Origin of the sequence: Corynebacterium sp. 51B, from assembly GCF_008930785.1 — a bacterium.
Taxonomy (GTDB): Bacteria; Actinomycetota; Actinomycetes; order Mycobacteriales; family Mycobacteriaceae; genus Corynebacterium; species Corynebacterium megadyptis.
Genome location: NZ_PQMK01000008.1, coordinates 65,928 through 82,968, shown reverse-complemented (window position 1 = coordinate 82,968; position 17,041 = coordinate 65,928). Strand labels below are relative to the sequence as shown.

General features: G+C 59.7%; 12 protein-coding genes and 1 tRNA gene. 8 read left to right on the top strand and 5 right to left on the bottom strand.

Features of this window, described 5'->3' with window-relative positions:
• Positions 1-84 precede the first annotated feature (84 nt).
• On the bottom strand, positions 85-1,833 hold the full coding sequence (locus tag GBB14_RS09760; protein WP_151529804.1) for a pyruvate dehydrogenase: 1,749 nt from the start codon (positions 1,831-1,833) through the stop codon (positions 85-87).
• Between the two features lie 382 nt (positions 1,834-2,215).
• Here GBB14_RS09760 and GBB14_RS09755 point away from each other — a divergent pair, with 382 nt between their 5' ends.
• The gene (locus GBB14_RS09755; RefSeq protein ID WP_151529805.1) at positions 2,216-3,532 is read left to right on the top strand and encodes an MFS transporter; all 1,317 of its coding nucleotides are present in this window, start codon (positions 2,216-2,218) and stop codon (positions 3,530-3,532) included.
• Positions 3,533-3,672: 140 nt separating this feature from the next.
• Here GBB14_RS09755 and GBB14_RS09750 read toward each other — a convergent pair whose 3' ends face one another.
• Entirely contained in the window at positions 3,673-4,617 is a 945-nt protein-coding gene (locus GBB14_RS09750) for a diaminopimelate dehydrogenase (protein ID WP_151529806.1), read from the bottom strand.
• A 1,812-nt stretch (positions 4,618-6,429) separates the two neighbouring features.
• On the opposite strand from GBB14_RS09750, the gene GBB14_RS09745 reads away from it, so the two are divergent.
• A complete protein-coding gene (locus GBB14_RS09745) occupies positions 6,430-8,097 on the top strand; it encodes an ABC transporter ATP-binding protein (RefSeq protein ID WP_151529807.1) in 1,668 nt (555 codons plus the stop codon).
• 432 nt (positions 8,098-8,529) lie between these two features.
• Here GBB14_RS09745 and GBB14_RS09740 read toward each other — a convergent pair whose 3' ends face one another.
• Positions 8,530-9,312, bottom strand: a complete 783-nt coding sequence (locus GBB14_RS09740; RefSeq protein ID WP_151529808.1) for a formate/nitrite transporter family protein — start codon at positions 9,310-9,312, stop codon at positions 8,530-8,532.
• 209 nt (positions 9,313-9,521) lie between these two features.
• A tRNA-Thr gene (locus GBB14_RS09735) sits at positions 9,522-9,594 on the bottom strand.
• 298 nt (positions 9,595-9,892) lie between these two features.
• Between GBB14_RS09735 and GBB14_RS09730 the strand changes: the two genes are divergently transcribed.
• The 5 genes from GBB14_RS09730 to otsB all read left to right on the top strand — a co-directional run bounded on the left by GBB14_RS09730 (position 9,893) and on the right by otsB (position 14,715).
• On the top strand, positions 9,893-11,356 hold the full coding sequence (locus tag GBB14_RS09730) for a threonine/serine exporter ThrE family protein (protein WP_225976616.1): 1,464 nt from the start codon (positions 9,893-9,895) through the stop codon (positions 11,354-11,356).
• Between the two features lie 83 nt (positions 11,357-11,439).
• On the top strand, positions 11,440-11,847 hold the full coding sequence (locus GBB14_RS09725) for a hypothetical protein (RefSeq protein WP_151529809.1): 408 nt from the start codon (positions 11,440-11,442) through the stop codon (positions 11,845-11,847).
• Between the two features lie 76 nt (positions 11,848-11,923).
• A complete protein-coding gene (locus GBB14_RS09720) occupies positions 11,924-13,441 on the top strand; it encodes a trehalose-6-phosphate synthase (protein WP_151529810.1) in 1,518 nt (505 codons plus the stop codon).
• The gene (locus tag GBB14_RS09715; protein WP_151529811.1) at positions 13,441-13,911 is read left to right on the top strand and encodes an META domain-containing protein; all 471 of its coding nucleotides are present in this window, start codon (positions 13,441-13,443) and stop codon (positions 13,909-13,911) included. The genes GBB14_RS09720 and GBB14_RS09715 overlap by 1 nt, the downstream gene beginning before the upstream one ends.
• A gap of 42 nt (positions 13,912-13,953) precedes the next feature.
• A complete protein-coding gene (gene otsB / locus GBB14_RS09710; protein ID WP_225976615.1) occupies positions 13,954-14,715 on the top strand; it encodes a trehalose-phosphatase in 762 nt (253 codons plus the stop codon).
• A gap of 24 nt (positions 14,716-14,739) precedes the next feature.
• On the opposite strand, the gene GBB14_RS09705 is transcribed toward otsB, so the two are convergent.
• Positions 14,740-15,876, bottom strand: a complete 1,137-nt coding sequence (locus GBB14_RS09705) for a LacI family DNA-binding transcriptional regulator (protein WP_151529812.1) — start codon at positions 15,874-15,876, stop codon at positions 14,740-14,742.
• A 77-nt stretch (positions 15,877-15,953) separates the two neighbouring features.
• Between GBB14_RS09705 and GBB14_RS09700 the strand changes: the two genes are divergently transcribed.
• Entirely contained in the window at positions 15,954-17,000 is a 1,047-nt protein-coding gene (locus tag GBB14_RS09700; protein ID WP_151529813.1) for a metal ABC transporter solute-binding protein, Zn/Mn family, read from the top strand.
• Positions 17,001-17,041: the final 41 nt, after the last annotated feature.

Sequence of the window (17,041 nt, the reverse complement as noted above, 5' to 3'; positions counted from 1 at the left end):
CTGCGCTCGAGCCCCACCGGCCCCTGCCCTGCAGCGCGAGAAGGCAGGGGCGCGGGGCCGGTGCGGCGAGGTGTTGAGAGGCGCTTAGAGGTGCTTGACGCTGGGGCCGATATTGCGCAGGTTGGCTCGAGCCAAGTTCACCATGCGGCCCACGCCGCCGCCGAAGACGGTGCGGGTAGCGGCCTTGGAGAAGCCCAAGAGCATCTCCATGGTGATGTTCGGCGGGATGGACAGCGCGTTCGGATCGGTGACCACATCGATGAGCACGGGGCCGTCATAGGCCAGGGCCTCGGCCAGCTTGGGCTGCACATCCTGCGGATCTTCGATGCGCACATGCTTGATGCCGATGGCCTCGGCGATCGCGGCATAGTTCACGCCCTCATGGTCGGTATCGCTTTCCGGCAGGCCCTGCACGAGCATCTCCAGCTTGACCATGCCGAGGGAGGAGTTATTAAACACCACCGTCTTGATCGGCAGGTTGTGCAGCTTCACGGTCAGCAGCTCGCCCATGAGCATGCCGAGGCCGCCGTCGCCGGACATGGAGATCACCTGGCGCTCGCGGTCGGCGGCCTGGGCGCCGAGGGCCTGCGGCAAGGCGTTGGCCATGGTGCCGTGACGGAAAGAGCCGAGCAGCGTGCGCTCACCCGTGGGGTTGTTGATGTAGCGGGCGGCCCACACATTGCACATACCGGTGTCCACGGTGAACACGGCATCGTCATCGGCCAGTTCGTCGAGGACATCGGCCACGTATTCGGGGTGAATGGGCTTCAGTTTTTCCACGCCCGTGGTGTAGGCATCCACGATGTCATTGAGCTTGGTGTAGTGCTCCTTGAGCATCTTGTCGAGGAAGCTGCGATCCTTCTTTTCCTCCACATGCTCCAGGATATTTTCGATGGTGGCCTTCACATCGCCCACCACCGGGTAGTGCACCGTGGTGCGCCGGCCAATGTTTTCGCCCTTGATATCCACCTGGGCCACGTTCTTCTTCGGCAGGAAGTCATCGTAAGGGAAGTCGGTGCCCAAGAGGATGAGCAGATCGGCCTTATCGCAGGCATCGTGGCAGGCGCCGTAGCCCAGCAGGCCGGACATGCCCACGTCATAGTTATTGCCGTGCTGGATAAACATTTTTCCGCCGAGGGCGTGGCCGATCGGGGCCTTCACCTTTTCCGCGAGGGCGAATACCTCCTCACGGGCGTCGGCGCAGCCGGCACCGCAGAACAGCGTCACGGTATCGGCCTCATTAATGGCCTCCACGAGGCGAGCAGCGTCCGTGGAGTTCGGATACACCACGGGGCGCTTGGAGGTGACCGCGGAGTCCAGCCAGCGCGTGTCCTCTACCTCTTCAGTGGAGATATCGCCGGGAATAATCAGCACAGACACACCCTTGCCGGCCAAGGTGGACTGCACGGCGTGATGCGTAATGCGGGCACCCTGATCGCCGCTGAAGACGGTCTCGCAGTAACCGGAGGCCTGGCGGAAAATCTCGGCCGGCTTGGTCTCTTGGAAAAAGTTGGACCCGATCTGGGCCGCCGGGATGTGCGAGGCCAAAGCCAGCACCTTCGCCCCATTGCGGTGGGCATCCATCAGCCCCTGAATGAAGTGGGTATTACCTGGGCCGCAGGAGGCGGCGCACACGGCGAGCTCACCAGTAACGAGGGATTCGGCCCCAGCAGCAAACGCTGCGGCCTCCTCATTGCGTACGTGCACCCATTCAATGCTGGACGAGGATACGGCGTCCACGATGGGGTTCAAGCTATCGCCGACGATGCCATACATGCGCTTGACACCGAGATCTTCCAAGTATTTCACCAATACCTGTGCGTATGAAGCCATGACTATTCTCCTTATAGGTTTCTGTGCGGGGATTATTGGGGGCCGCTGAGCGTGCAGCGCAGCTGCAGTAGGGCCTCCACCCCGCTCTACTGTGCCTCTTTCCCGCGCCCCGCGCTAGGGCCCCGCCCGCGCCCAGCGGGCCCGCCGGCCCAGATTCTCGGCTGTGTGCTGGTTTTTTATTCCCCGCCGTGCCGCTGATCACACATCCGAGCTGCCGGCGGGCTGCGGCGGCGCGGTGGTCTGCACACTGGTTAGGGGCCGCGCAGTAGAGGGCGCTTGTTATTCTGAGCCTTGGCACTCACTTAGTACTGGAAAGCTATCTGTTTTCGCGGAATGAGTGAAATCCCCTAGCACCTAATTTTTCGTAGAGGACACACGCATCATGGACACTCGCCGCACCACATCGCGCACCGATTCCACCACTGTCTTCTGTTGGGGGCTGTGGGACTGGGGCTCCGCCGCCTTCAATGCTGTACTCGTCACCTTCATCTTCGGGGTGTATCTCACCGACTCGGTGGGCCAGACGCTCAGCGGATCCACCCCAGCATCGTCCTATTTGGGCTGGGCAATCGCGCTCGCTGGGGTGGCCATTGCCCTACTGGCTCCCATTGTGGGGCGCCGGAACGATGTGCGCGGCACGCGTCGACGCGCTCTGCTGTTGTGGTCGGCCGTGACAGTGGCGCTCATGGCCAGCTTGGCTTTTATCCGCAATGATCACCCCATCTATTTCTGGGTGGGCATCACCATCATGGGTCTGGCAAGCATTACGTTCCAGTTCGCGGAGGTCAATTACTTTGCGCAGCTGGGGCAGGTCTCCACCAAGGCGAATGTGGGACGAGTATCCGCCTTCGGCTGGTCCATGGGCTATTTCGGCGGCATCGTGCTGCTGCTCATCTGCTTCTTCGGGTTTATCTCCGGCGATGGCGGGCTACTGGGGCTACCCACCGAGGGCGGCTTCAACGTGCGTATGGTGGCACTACTCGCGGCCGCCTGGTTTGGGGCCTTCGCGCTTCCCACCTTGCTGCGCGTCCCTGAGATCGAGCCACAGCCTGAGGCGCACACACCGCGCGGGGTGGTGGATTCCTATAAGGACCTCGGCCGAGTGATCGCCCAGCTGTGGCGCAGCGACCGTCGAGCGGTCTTTTTCCTCATCGCCTCCGCGGTCTTTCGCGATGGGCTCGCCGCCGTCTTCTCCTTCGGAGCGGTCCTCGCCGTCACGGTGTATGGATTGGGCGCAGACGACGTCATCCTCTTCGGTATCGCCGCCAATGTGATCTCCGCACTCGGGGCCTTAGGCGCCGGCTGGCTGGACGATCGCTTCGGCCCGAAACCGGTGATTCTCGCATCGCTGGGGCTGATGGTGCTCGATGGGATCGCCCTCTTCTTCGCTGAGGGACCCCGCGCCTTCTGGATTCTCGGGCTGATCCTGTGCTTCTTTGTCGGCCCCGCCCAAAGCGCATCGCGGTCCTTTTTGCAGCGGCTGAGCCCCGCTGGCCGCAATGGGCAAATGTATGGCCTCTACGCCACCACCGGGCGCGCCATCAGCTGGCTCGCCCCCGCCCTCTTCGCGCTGTTCGTGGCTCTGTCCGGCAGCGATCGCGCGGGCGTATTGGGCATCGTGGTCGTACTCGCCGCCGGGGCGCTGCTCCTGCTACCGGTACGCCAACCCGAGTTGGACCACAGCAGCCAGCCCGCCTAGCGGCGCTATAAGCCCCAGCACAGAAAAAACCGGAGCCTCACGCTATCTCGAGGGGAATAGACACCTCGAAATAGCGGGCTCCGGTGATTGCATGTGCATACGGCCTGAGAGCAGGCCGTATGCTGAGCTATGCTCGCGGTTTAGACCTGAGCGATGAGCTCCTCCAGCGGGGTGGCGGAGAGCAGGTAGGGGGCGACCTCAAGCACGGTGAACGCGCCGGTCTTGCCCTGCTCAGCCAAGCGGTGTGCAGCGCGGCCATAGGCCACCATCACACCACCGGTGAAGTCGGGGTTACGCTCCAGCTGCAGCTTGTATTCCACAAGGTGCTCGGAGAAACCAGCATGACCGTGGCTGATCACATAACCGCCGTGCGGCATGCCGGTGTGCTCGGCATCGAAGGTGGCCTCATCAATGAAGTTCACCTCTACCTCGTAGCCGACGAAGTAATCCGGCATAGTGCGGATCTCTTCCTCGATCCGTGCGTGCTCAGACTCGTCTGCAACGACCCAGCACTGACGCTTGTGCACGGCCTCAACCTGCTCGCCATTGCGGGCCTTCTCCAGTACCTCGGCGTCCGGCAGGGTGTACTGCACAGCCTTCTTCACGCCCTCGATACGACGCAGCGCATCGGAGTGGCCCTGGGACAGGCCCGGGCCCCAGAAGGTGGACTGCTGGCCATTGATGAAGGAGCCAGCCATCACACGATTGAGGGAGAACATACCCGGATCCCAGCCGGTAGAAACGACGGCGACGTTCTCGCCCTGCTTCGCAGCAGCATCCATATCGCGGTAGTGGCGCGGGATGTCGTGGTGGTTGTCATAGGTGTCCACCGTGGTGAAGTGCTCAGCGAACTTCACGGCCTGCTCGGGGATATCGGTAGCGGAACCGACGCACAGGAACAGCACATCGATCTGATCCTTGTAGTCCTCCACCTTGTCCACGGGGAAGACTGGGGTATCGGTATCGAGGCTATCGCGGCGGGTGAAGATTCCGGCCAGCTCCATGTCGGGCTGATCGTTGATGATCTTCTCCACGCTCTTACCAAGGTTTCCGTAGCCGACGATGCCGGCGCGTACAGTGCTCATTGTCTCTCCTTCAATAGTTTGACTTCTTGAGATAAGCACACGCTACATGGATTCCCGCGCTCTGCCCACTTTTCGTGGATGCCACTATCCTCTAGCTGCAAGAATTTCCCTGTTCACCTATAGAAAAGGAACCTAGAGTGGTGAGCTATTTCACATTTTTTCGCTTATCGACGCCACCCTTCCGTTCCTCACACCCCGAAAACGAGAACTAGCCCCCACATAAACACCTCCTTGGACCTAATCCTTTGCGGGGGCTGATTGTCCGGTCATGACTCTCACTTCATCACGCATACAACCTCACCAATCACGGCGTTGATGCGCCACACGCCACGCGCATGCTCTAGGGTCACTCCTACACAAACAGCGAGCGCGACAACCGGTGAGAAAAGCCTGATCAGCACCCAACGACTCCGCCAGCATCGCCATCACCACCCACAACCGACGAACATTCGAGACACCCCTCGCCATCGGCATACACCGAGTCAATCAACCACAACAGCTGACACTTCCCATTAGACGGGCTGCCCCAACCAATGCAGGACCATCACCACCGGCAGTCAACAGTGCCGGCTTCTGGGGAACATCATCGTCGACGCACTCAATCGTCCCGCCCGGACACTCACGGCGGTCCACATCTATAACGATCACAGTGGCACGCTGCTTCTGCGTCAACGCACCATACTGACACCAGCGCATGGCGGCAGTCCCACACGGTACAGCTTGGGGACGGCATTACCCTGACTGTCTTTACGCCATGCTTTTTTAAACTCACGACTTGGTCTTCCCTGCAACGTCTTACGTCCTAGGTGAGCAAGGAGAGGCCGGCGATCACTGTCCGTGGCCCCAAAGATGCCTAGGATGGCCGGGACGGCCCCTTCGACCGGGTGAGCAACCTCGTAGTATCCCACCGCGACTTTTCGTCGGAACATGCTCGTGATCTACCAGTGACGCACCTATTTTGGGTGGTCTCGTAGACAGGTATTCTCGACCTGTGTAGTAACTGGAACGGAATCTAGATCTCCACAGCTTATGGACAGGGGAGTAATCCATGACACATGGTTTTGAGCAACTGGCAAGAGCGCGTCAATGCCGCTGCAGCAGTGCGTACCGATGACCTAGAACATGGAGACCCCTTAGGTGCCTTTACTCGGAAACGTTTGATGGAAACACATCGTTACATACTGCAGGATTCCTAATGATGTTACTATCTCGGACAGGAGGTAGTAACAAAGGTGCGGTCGATCATATCGTTGGTTTTCATTTCACAGTTTGTACTCACGACCATCGAACGACATCTAGTAGGAAGTCTCCTGTCGCGCTACCTACTTCAAAGGTTGAGTTCTACGATATTCGTGTCAAACTGAACCTTTTGGCTCCGGATCCCGGAACTCACAATGATCACCTATTTTTCCGCGAAATTACGGTTTCTGCGGGCGGCGAAAGCGGATCATACGGGAGATAAAATGAGATATCGTATAGCGATGCGGAACCTTTTCTACCTCACTTCTACTCAAAACGTTCTCGTCAGGGACTAGGAACATTAGACATATTTTCCACACGAGATTCAATTGAGGGAGAAACACAATATCAAGCCGACAAGGATGTCGTACTGGGCGAAAGGCAGGCCATTGCCAACTATGTCGCTGCCAACGCTGATAATACCAGAAGCGAACTTTCAGATTTCGACGTATTATTGGTGAAGACAGCTGGGTACGAAATGAATGCAAATCCTATTCACCATTACAAGTTTAGAGCGACGGATAGCCTCGCAAGATCATAACAGCCGAACATTCTAACTACTGAAAGGTCATTATGACATTCAAGTCGCTCGCAAAAGAATCATCTGGACTTATCTTCGCAGCCGTACTTCTATCGCTCCTTGGTGCATGCGCGACACTCGCACAGCCATCGTTAGTTGGCAGACTAGTGGAATCCATAGGGAGTGATTCCGCGATTCAGCCTACTTTGGTGCTCATATTGCTGATACTTGTCGCAGCCGTTCTTTCTGGGGTCCAAATGTATGTGACTTCACTAGCTGCAGACAGATCTATCCTATACATCAGGAAAAGGCTTACCCATCATCTCCTGCGTCTTCCGCTCCGCGTCTACGACAAGGAGGGGTCAGGTTCCTTCGTCACCCGTTTGACCTCTGATACTTCTGTTGTGAGCAGCGCATTTTCTTCCGCGCTGGTGGAATCCGTGGGGGGCTTAGTCGTTGTCATCGGCGTGATCGGCTACATGGCCTACATTGACATCGTTCTGTTCGGGGTAGTTGTACTCATCCTGCTAATTTCGCTTCTCGTTATCGTTGGAGTATCCACAAGAGTATCTTCTCTGGCAATGGAGGTTCAGGACAATCTCGCTAATGTAGGGTCACTTCTTCAGACCTCCATCAGCGCTATCCGGACGGTGAAGTCTTCAACGGCAGAGAACTTAATAACGTCGGAACTCAATAAACGAATTGCTATCGCTTTTAGAGCCGGAAAGAAGATGGGCAAGGTTGAGTCAATATTATCGCCTGTAAGCACGGTCACCGTCTATATTTCACTGGTAGCCGTCCTCATCTTTGGCGCTGTTCGGGTGGATAGCGGTGCAATAACTGGATCTGAGCTGATTGTTTTCATTACGTCCCTTTTCTTGATCGTTAGCCCTATTTCACAAGTTGCAGATGCGATTTCTTCATTCCGAGAGGCATCCGGCGCATTCGAGCGAATTCGGAAAGTCCTTGATACGCCGCTTGAAGCGGACCTTGTCGAGAGCGAGGAATCATCTGCCCGAATTAGCGCATCCAAGCGTTCGGGACTGACTGTCTGCTTTAATTCTGTCTGCTTTGGGTACGAAGATAATCGAGTTCTCGATTCCGTATCATTTTCTGTCGCAGCAGGCGAGAAAGTTGCAGTAGTTGGCCCATCCGGTTCAGGTAAGACGACGTTGCTTTCACTAGCGCTTCGCTTCTACGAACCTAATGGTGGATCCGTACTTATTGGAGGTGAGGATGTATCTGAGTGGGATCTACGACATTTACGGCGTGATGTTTCTTATATTGAACAGGAGCCCATGCTTTTACCGGGCACTTTGCGGGACAATCTGACGCTCGGGCTCGACCGTGAAGTCCGTGATTCAGAGTTAATCGATCTTCTTGACGATGTCGGCCTATCCTCTTTTGCGTCCAGTGAAGGACTAGAGAAGGTGATTGCTTCATCAGGATCGGGAGTGTCTGGCGGAGAACGTCAGCGTCTAGCGATCGCGCGTGCGATTATTCGCAACGCTTCGTTGATTATTGTCGACGAGCCAACGTCGGCCCTGGACGCGAAGTCTGGATCTAAGGCGGTAGATCATTTGCTATCTACATCAGCCTCCGTGTTGTTTTGCACGCACGATTCGTCCATGGCGGCTCGAGCAGATCGGGTAATAACTTTATCCGACGGTATTGTCGTAGAGTCCCATCAAACCTCAGGGAAGGAGACAATAGTTGAATAGAAGGTTTTAATCACAGGTTCAACTCGTGGTATTGGGAAGGCCTTGATTAACCGTGTGATTCAGGACGGCGACAATTTTTGTCTAGAACAAATCAACAGACGAGTCTCAGGATATAAGACGACTTACCTGCTAGCTCGACACTGCCAACCCCAGTACGCGAACATATCAGCCAGAACAATAGCATTCCTCTTGATGCCTTACTTAGCGAGGTACTTCACCGCTTCCTTTTCGGCCTTAGCGTAATCTTTCTGAACAATCACAGTGACAAATGAGGATTCGGGGGCTAGGTGGTTAAGCTCCACCGTCCCCCCCCCGCACGTGGGTGCTAGTCCCGTAACGGCTGTTTCACAGCCCGATTCCCCGTAAACCCACCGATCACGCAGTGCACAAACGCCTTGGCAGGGGCCTAGGGCGTAAGTTACCGCGCCAGATTTAGGAGCGGGAGTGGCTGAGCATCAACCCGATGAACAGACCGGCGCCACCGATGAGATTGCCGACGCTGGCCCACAGGATGTTGTACACCATCCCGCCGAGACCATAATCCGCCCCGGCGAGCAGACCGGCCGGCATGTAGAACATATTGGCCACGCAGTGCTCGAAGCCGAGGAGCACGAAGAGCATGATCGGGAACCAGATGCCGAAGAGCTTGCCCACGGTGTGGCGAGCGGCCGTGGCCATGAGCACGGCGGCACAGACGAGAACGTTGCAGAGGATGCCCTTGACCACGATGCTGCCCGCGCCAGCGTGAGCCTTCTTATCGGTGAGCGTGAGCAGGAAGTCGGTCATCTGAGCGTCGAAAAGCCCTGATTTAATAGCGGCCGCAGCGATAGCGAAGGCGCCGACGAAGTTGAAAAGATAGACGATGCCCCAGTTGCGGAGCATGGCACCCCACGAGAAACGGCCGCGCAGCGGTCCAGCCGCCATCATGGTGTTCGAGGTAAATAGCTCCATCCCGAGGAGCACGATGGCCATCAGGCCGACGGGGAATACCGCCGAACCCAGGAAGCGCAGCAGCCCGATGCTATCGGTCTCCGACTGCGGGGCGGCGAGAATGACATTGCCCACCGCCCCGAGGCTAATGGCGGCACCGGCGAAGAAACCCAGAATGATCAGCGATACCAACGGCTTGGCTGCCTTGGCTTTGCCCGAGGCTAGCGTGGCATCCACGACCTCGACGGGCGTGGCAGTAGGTGCTGGTGCAACGGCAGTGGACATGCGGGAACAACCCCTTCATAGTCGTGGACAATAGGCGATAGAAACAACACTGACCACGGCCGTGTCCATGCACGGCACGTTCGCAGCCTGAGACATTCTATTTTCCTAGGCTACTCTCAGGAAAACCAGCAGGTACTCAGGAACCCCCTCCACGCACACAATAAAGGCCAGATGCGAACGCGCTACGCTCACATCTGGCCTTCAGGTTGAGCTGGAGACGAGACTTGAACTCGCAACCTACGGTTTACAAGACCGTTGCGCTACCGATTGCGCCACTCCAGCACATACATGCACCGCCCGTAGAGGCGGCGAGGTACGAGGCACGATATTACAGTCCGGCGGCCGGGATTTCCAAGCCAGAACCACCGCAAGGCGGCGTCGTCACGCTACCGCGGACGGGCTCGTGTTTTAGGCTTCACAAAAGTAGGGTGTGCGCAGTCTATATGCGCCAGATGCCCAGGCGCGTTAGACTGCCAATCTGCGCAGTACAACGCCTGAATTTCCGGATGCTGCCTCGCCGGCGGACGGCTGTGCGCGCTCTCCCCTATCATTCGCCACCAGAATGGGAAGTTCCACCTCCGTGACTAGCGTTTACTCTCGTTTTAAAGAGTGGGTGTTCCCCTCGGGCCGCGTGGCCACCATCGACGCCTCGCAGGCTGCCGCGCCGCCCTCCCCGCTCGCACCTATTGACCTCACCGATGCCGACCAAGTGGCCTTCGTGATGGACGTCGCCATCCGTATCGGCGATATCCTGCTCTCTTCCGGCACCGCCAATAACGATGTGAAATCGCAGATCCACACCGTGTGCTCGTCCTATGGCCTGCACTACTGCCACGTGGACATCACGATGAACACCATCACCGTGTTCTCCCACGTGGGCGGCAAGCGTCGCCGCCCGGTAAGCGCCTTCCGCGTGGCCGGGCGCATCGACGTGAACTTTTCCAAGCTGAGCGACGTCGACCGCCTCATCCGCTCCATCCAGGCCGGCGCCACCCCGCCGGAGGTGGCAGACAAGATCCTCACCGAGATCATCGCCGCCCCGCCGCCCTATGGCGCCAAGATTTCGGTGCTGGGCTGGGCCTCGATGGCGGCCGCCGTCTCGGTGCTGCTCGGCGGTAATGCCTTAGTGGCCTCGCTCTCTTTCGCCACCACCCTTGCCATCATGGTAGTTAATATCCTGCTCGACCGGCAGGGCATGCCCTCCTTCTTCCAAAACGTTTTCGGGGGCTTCGTCGCCACCCTGCCCGCCGCCTTTGGCTATCGCCTAGCCACCGAATTGGGCTGGTCCTTCAACCCTAGCCAGGTCATTGCTACCGGCATCATCGTGTTGCTGGCCGGTCTGACCCTGGTGCAGGCACTACAAGATGGCATCACCGGCGCGCCCGTGACGGCCTCTGCCCGCTTCTTTGAAACGATGCTCATCACCGGCGGCATCATCGGTGGCGTCGCCCTCGGCATCGAGGTGGCCTCCACGATGGGCGTCGAGTTGCCGCCGATTCAGACCTCTCCGCCGCTGCAGTTCTCCTCCTCGGTGGTGAAGGTGGCGGCGGGTTCACTCGCCGCGGCGACCTTTGCGGTGGGCTCCTATGCGGAGTGGTCGACCGTGGCGGTGGCCTGGCTTACCGGCGCAGCCGGCTTCTCCCTGCACCTGCTGGTGCTGCAGCCGCTCGGAGTAGGGGCGCTGACCTCCACGGCCATGTCCGCCACCATGATCGGCCTGGCCGGCGGCCTGCTGGCCCGCCGATTCTTGATCCCGCCGCTGATCATCGCCATCTCCGGCGTGACCCCCTTCTTGCCGGGTCTGGCGGTCTATCGCGGCATGTACTCCATGCTGAATGAGCAGCTGATCAACGGCTTCACCTATATCGCTCTGGCAGTCGCCACCGCCGGTGGGCTTGCTGCAGGCGTGGTGTTTGGTGAGTGGATTGCCCGCAAGCTGCGCCGCCCGCCGATCATGCGGGCCTATCGTGCTATTCGCCACCCCCGCCGCTACAGCACCGCGACGACGACAACGCAGCCCCACTCCGGTATTGACCCCGTCTAGGCTGCACGTCCGCGCCACCCATGGCGTATAATTGCTTCCTTGACGTCTGTTTACGCTTTCTCTTATTTCTCACAGGAGGATCCTTGCCACCCAAGGTGACTGACACCCGTTCCACTGCCGCCGAGTCGCTGCACGCGGTTGAAAAGGAGACAGCCGAAGCCGCACGGAAGATCGTGTCCAGCTACTCCGAAGACTTCCTCGACGCTGTCACTCTCTCGTGCATGCTCGGAATCGAACCAGAGGGGCTGATCTACTCCAAGGTGGCCGCCGAGTTCGAGGAGCCGGAAGAGAAGAAAGCAACCAAGAAGGCGACGAAGAAGGCCAGCAAAAAAGCCTCCAAGAAGTCCTCTAAGAAGACCACGCGCAAAAAGGCTACGAAGAAAGCGTCGAAGAAGGCCAGCAAAAAGGCCACCAAGAAGTCCTCTAAGAAGACCACGCGCAAAAAGGCTACGAAGAAAGCCAGCTCCAAGGCCACTAAAAAGGCCACCTAGACCCTAGCGTGGCGTCGTCGCTGAGCGGAAGGAACGATGCCGCGCACCACCTCCGCTTGAGAAGTAAGGCCCGCCCGTGTCCAGCGCTAGCAGTGAACGCTATTCCTTTATCGTCGTTGCCAACCGACTCCCCGTAGATCTCGAGCGCGACTCGAAAGGCAATCAACGCTGGGTTCCCAGCCCCGGCGGGCTGGTCTCTGCGCTGACCCCCGTGCTCGCTGCCCATGAGGGCGCGTGGGTGGGCTGGCCCGGCATCCCAGATGTTTCGCCCGAGCCGCTGCACTCCGAGAAGGGCTATGATCTCCATCCTGTCACGCTGCGCCAGCGCGACTTCGAGGAGTTCTACGAGGGCTTTTCCAATGCCACTCTCTGGCCGCTCTACCACGACCTCATCGTCACCCCCGAATATCATCGCCACTGGTGGGAGACCTACCGCGAGGTGAACCTGCGCTTCGCCGAAGCCACCGCCGCCATCGCCGAAGAGGGCGCCACCGTCTGGGTGCAGGACTATCAGCTGCAGCTGGTCCCCGGCATCTTGCGCCATCTGCGCCCCGATCTCACCATCGGGCTCTTCTTACACATTCCCTTCCCCTCCCCCGACCTGTTTCGGCAGCTGCCGTGGCGCGAGGAGATCGTGCGCGGCATGCTCGGCGCCGATGTGATCGGCTTCCACTTAGACCGCGATGCCGCGAACTTTGTCCACCTGGCCCGTAGCGTCGGCGGGCTCGCCGGCTCCCATACCGGCCAGCCCGATGAGCTCGCTATCAGCGAGCACTGCGCCGACGGAGAGTGCGATCTTGACACGGATGTCTCCGCCCGAGAACACCACTGCTACCGGGCCACGGTGACCACCGCGACCGGCCGTAGCGTGCGCATCGGTTCCTTCCCGATCTCGCTCGATACCTCTGAGATCACCGCCGCTCTCCAGTCGGCGGATGTGCCCGCCCTGCGCTCCCGGCTCGGCGACCCCGAGGTACTAATCTTGGGCGTCGATCGTCTGGACTACACCAAGGGCATCGAGGCCCGCCTCGACGCCTGCGAGGAACTATTCGACACCGAGGCGCTCGACCCGGCCAGCACCGTCGTGGTCCAGGTGGCCACCCCTAGCCGCGAGCGCATCGAGCACTATCGCACCACCCGCGCCCGCGTGGAACACACGGTGGGCCGGATTAATGGCCGCTTCGGCGAGATCGGCCGCCCCGTGGTGCACTATTTGCATCACGCCGTGGACAAAACTGAGCTGGTCAACCTCTACGCCGCTGCTGACATCATGCTGGTGACCCCGCTCAAAGACGGCATGAACCTGGTGGCCAAAGAGTATGTCTGCGCCCACCCCGAAGGCGATGGCGCGCTGGTGCTCTCCGAATTTGCGGGTGCCGCCGCGGAATTGCACGACGCCTATCTGTGCAATCCGCACGATATCGAATCGATCAAACGCGCCCTGCTCTCTGCAGTCCGCGATCTGCGAGACGATTCCACACAGAGCAAGGAGCGCATGCAGGCAATGAACCACACCGTCATGGAGCATGACGTGCACTACTGGGCCGAGTCCTTCCTCTCTGCTCTCGCCACTCCGGCTGGGGGTGAGAAGTGATGCGGCTGTCTGCGGCTGTAGCCGCGCTCGTGTCGCTGGCCCTGCTCAGCGGCTGCGGCAGCGAGGAACCCCAGGAGAGCCCGATCACGGGGCCTGCGTGGTATATCACCGACGTGTACACCCAGCCGGATTCGCCCTCCCAGCTGCCCGATTCCATCGCCGGCCAGGCCGTTATGGCGCTGGGCGAACACACCGTCGCCGGCGATACCGGCTGCGCCCCCTTCCAGGCCGAGGTGCACTACTCCCACGATGGGCAGGGCTCGACCTCTGCCGACGCCACCCACCTGCGTTTCGAGCATCTGCGCATCGACGAGCCCACCTGCGAGGGTGCCGCCCAGTACTTCCATGAGCACATCGTCTCCCTGCTTAATAGTGAGCTCGACATCGAGTACAAGGAGTCCAGCCTGCTGCTGCGTTCTTCTGCGGAAGAGATCGACGCCCCCGCCCTGCGGCTTACTTCTGCGCTCTAAGTGGGTCTCATGCGCACAGCGCCATCAGTACACTAGGGCCCTATGGCTATGAGCAGCATGACCGACCGCATTATCGACGCCGCCAAGAGCATCAAGCTCCTCGTGGTCTCTGACTTCGACGGCACGATCGCCGGTTTCGCCGACGATCCCACGCAGGTGCCCATCAACACGCGCACCATGCACGCCCTCGAGGAGCTCGCCCTTTTGCCCAATACCTTCGTGGCTATCTTGTCCGGCCGCGACCTGGACAATCTCACCTCCCTCGTGGAGCTCAACGCCCCCATCATGCTGGTGGGCTCGCATGGCGCTGAATCCTCTTCCTCACCGGTGACGCTCAGCGACGAGCAGGTCACTGTTCTGCAGCGCTGCACCACGGCGCTCGAGGCCGTGGCCGAGGACTATCCCGGCGCGTATGTTGAGCGCAAACCCTTTCACCGCGTCTTCCATGTGCGCCGCATGGACAATCCCAAGGAGCGCGAGACCGCCTTGGCCCGCGCCCGCGAGGTGCTCTCCGGTGAAGATGTGATTGTCAAGGGCGGCAAGAACATCATCGAGCTGGCGATGCTGGACATCAACAAAGGCACGTGGATCGATGCGGTGCGCGAGCAGCTGAACTGCGATTGCGTGGTATTCGCCGGCGATGATGTCACCGACGAGGATGGCTTCCGCGCCCTGGGTGACTTCGACCTAGGCGCCAAAGTGGGAGCGGGTGAGAGCGCGGCACATATGCACCTCGAGGACGATCTCGAGGCCGTTGCCGATATGTTCACCGCCCTCTACGAGGCACGCCGCGACTATAAATAGTGCTCCACTAGCCGGCGGCGGGGCCTAGGACCGTGGCGGGGCGACGGTGGAGCCCTCGTTGAAGGTGGTTTCCAGTTGCACCCGGGTGGATTCCGGTTCCGCGCCGCCCTCGGCGGCGTCGATGACTGCACTGAGCAGCTCGCCGGTGGTCTTGCCTTTGAGTTTATTGGGCTGGATCACCGTGGTGAGGTTGCGCAGCAACGCCACGGCGGTGCCATCGAAGCCGGTGACCGAAAGATCCTGCGGCACCGAGAGCCCCTGGGAGCGGGCATACTCGAGCACCCCGATAGCCATAGAGTCGGTGGTGCACAGCACGGCGGTGAGTTCGGGATGAGAGCTCAGTAGCTCGCGGGCGGCGTCGACATTGTTCTCGTGATCGTTGATATGACGCTCCACAATCGGCACCGTCGCCGGATCGATACCGGCGGCCGCCAACACATCGAGCGCGCCGCGCACTCGGTCTTGCTGCACATTCATGGTGGCGCTGCGCAGGCGCTGCTCATCGACCATGCCGTCATGACGCACATTGGCCAAGCGGATACAGAGGATGCCGATCTTCTTGTGGCCGGCGTCGATCAGCGCCTGGGCGGCCGGGGCGATCGCGTCGTAATCATTAATACCGACATAGGGCAGGTCCTCATAGCGGTCGGGTTGATCGCAGACCACCAGCGGCAGTCCGCGCTGCCGCGCCGCATGCAAATAAGGATCGGCAGCGGAGACGGAGTAGACCACAAAACCATCGACAGAGCTCGAGTTCACCACTCCCGCGGCGAGGTCCTTATCCTCGCTGGTTTCTGGGCCGCAGGGCACGAGGGTGAGAGCCACATCGCGGCCGAGGGTGGATTCCGCAAGACCGGCGAGAAAATCCACCGAGGCGGAATCTTCGAAGGCATAGGGCAGGTGCTCGGTGAGGAGCACGCCCACATTGCCTGTCTTCTTCATCCGCAGCGAGCGGGCGGTGGGGTCGGGGCCGGTATAGCCCACGCGACGAGCGGTGGCCAGTATCTTTTCGCGCAGCGCCTCAGAGAGCTGTTCGGGGTGATTATAGGCATTCGACACCGTGGTGCGGCTGACACCGAGTTCCGCGGCTATGGAGGCAAGAGTCCCTCTACTGACGGTGGTACTGCGCCCGTTATGACGCCTGCGAGAGTTGGTGGCCATAGCCAAAATCTAGCACGCCGCCCATTTTCACTGATTTCCAGTTGACAATGCTTTTCAGTACACGTTCACTGTTGAGTATGAAGCACCTAAAAGCCCTCATTGGTATTGCCAGTGCCAGTGCCCTTGCACTAGCCGGATGTTCCTCAGCCTCCGATTCGGCCGACTCTAGCTCGGCCTCGGATTCCAGCACTAACGCTGACACCATCACCATCGTCACCTCTACCTCCATCTGGTCCGATGTGGCCGACGAGGTAGTGGACAGCGACGACGTCACCATCACCCCGATTATCGACGGCGATGGTATCGATCCCCACTCCTTCGAGCCCACCGCCTCTGACATGGCCAAGGTTGAAGAAGCCGACTATGTCATCGTCGGTGGCGGCGGCTACGACGCCTGGCTCTACAACGCCCTCGACAACAACGACAAGATCATCCACGCCCTGCCGCTCACCGAGCACCACCATGATCACGATCATGGCCACGCCCACGACCACGAGGGCGAAGACGATCATGGCCACGACCACGACCACGAAGGCGAAGACGATCATGGCCACGACCACAGCCACGAAGGCGAAGACGCCCACGACCATGGGCACTCCCATGTCGATGGCGCCGCTGAGAACGAGCACTCCTGGTTCAACCCGAAGCTCGTGATGTCCGTGGCAAACGACCTGGACCAGCGTCTGGAGAAGGACCACCCTGGGGTTGATGCGGATGCACAGCGCGTCGACGAGCGCATGGGCAGCCTGCACGAGCAGCTTCACGAGCTGCCACACATTCACTTCCTGCAGACTCACCCGATCGCAGACCAGCTCTTCCTGCACACCGAGCTCCACGATGTGACCCCCAAGGATTACCGCAAGGCCACCTTGAACCACTCGGAGCCCTCGGCAGCAGCCCTCGCCGAGGCGCTGGAGACTGTCAACGGTGGCGAGGTGGAGTTGATGGTCGATACCCCAGAGACCTCCACCGAGTACACCGAGCGCCTGCGCAATGCCGCGGAGGAGAAGGATATTCCCATCGTGGAAATCACCGAGACCCCTGCACAGGGAGAGAACTTCTTCGACTTCCTCGACAACATCGTGAAGGAGCTGAAGGAGAAGGCCGAGCACATTAAGCAGTAGGCCAGCCCCTTTTCACCTACCTCAACGCCAACCCGCCGGTT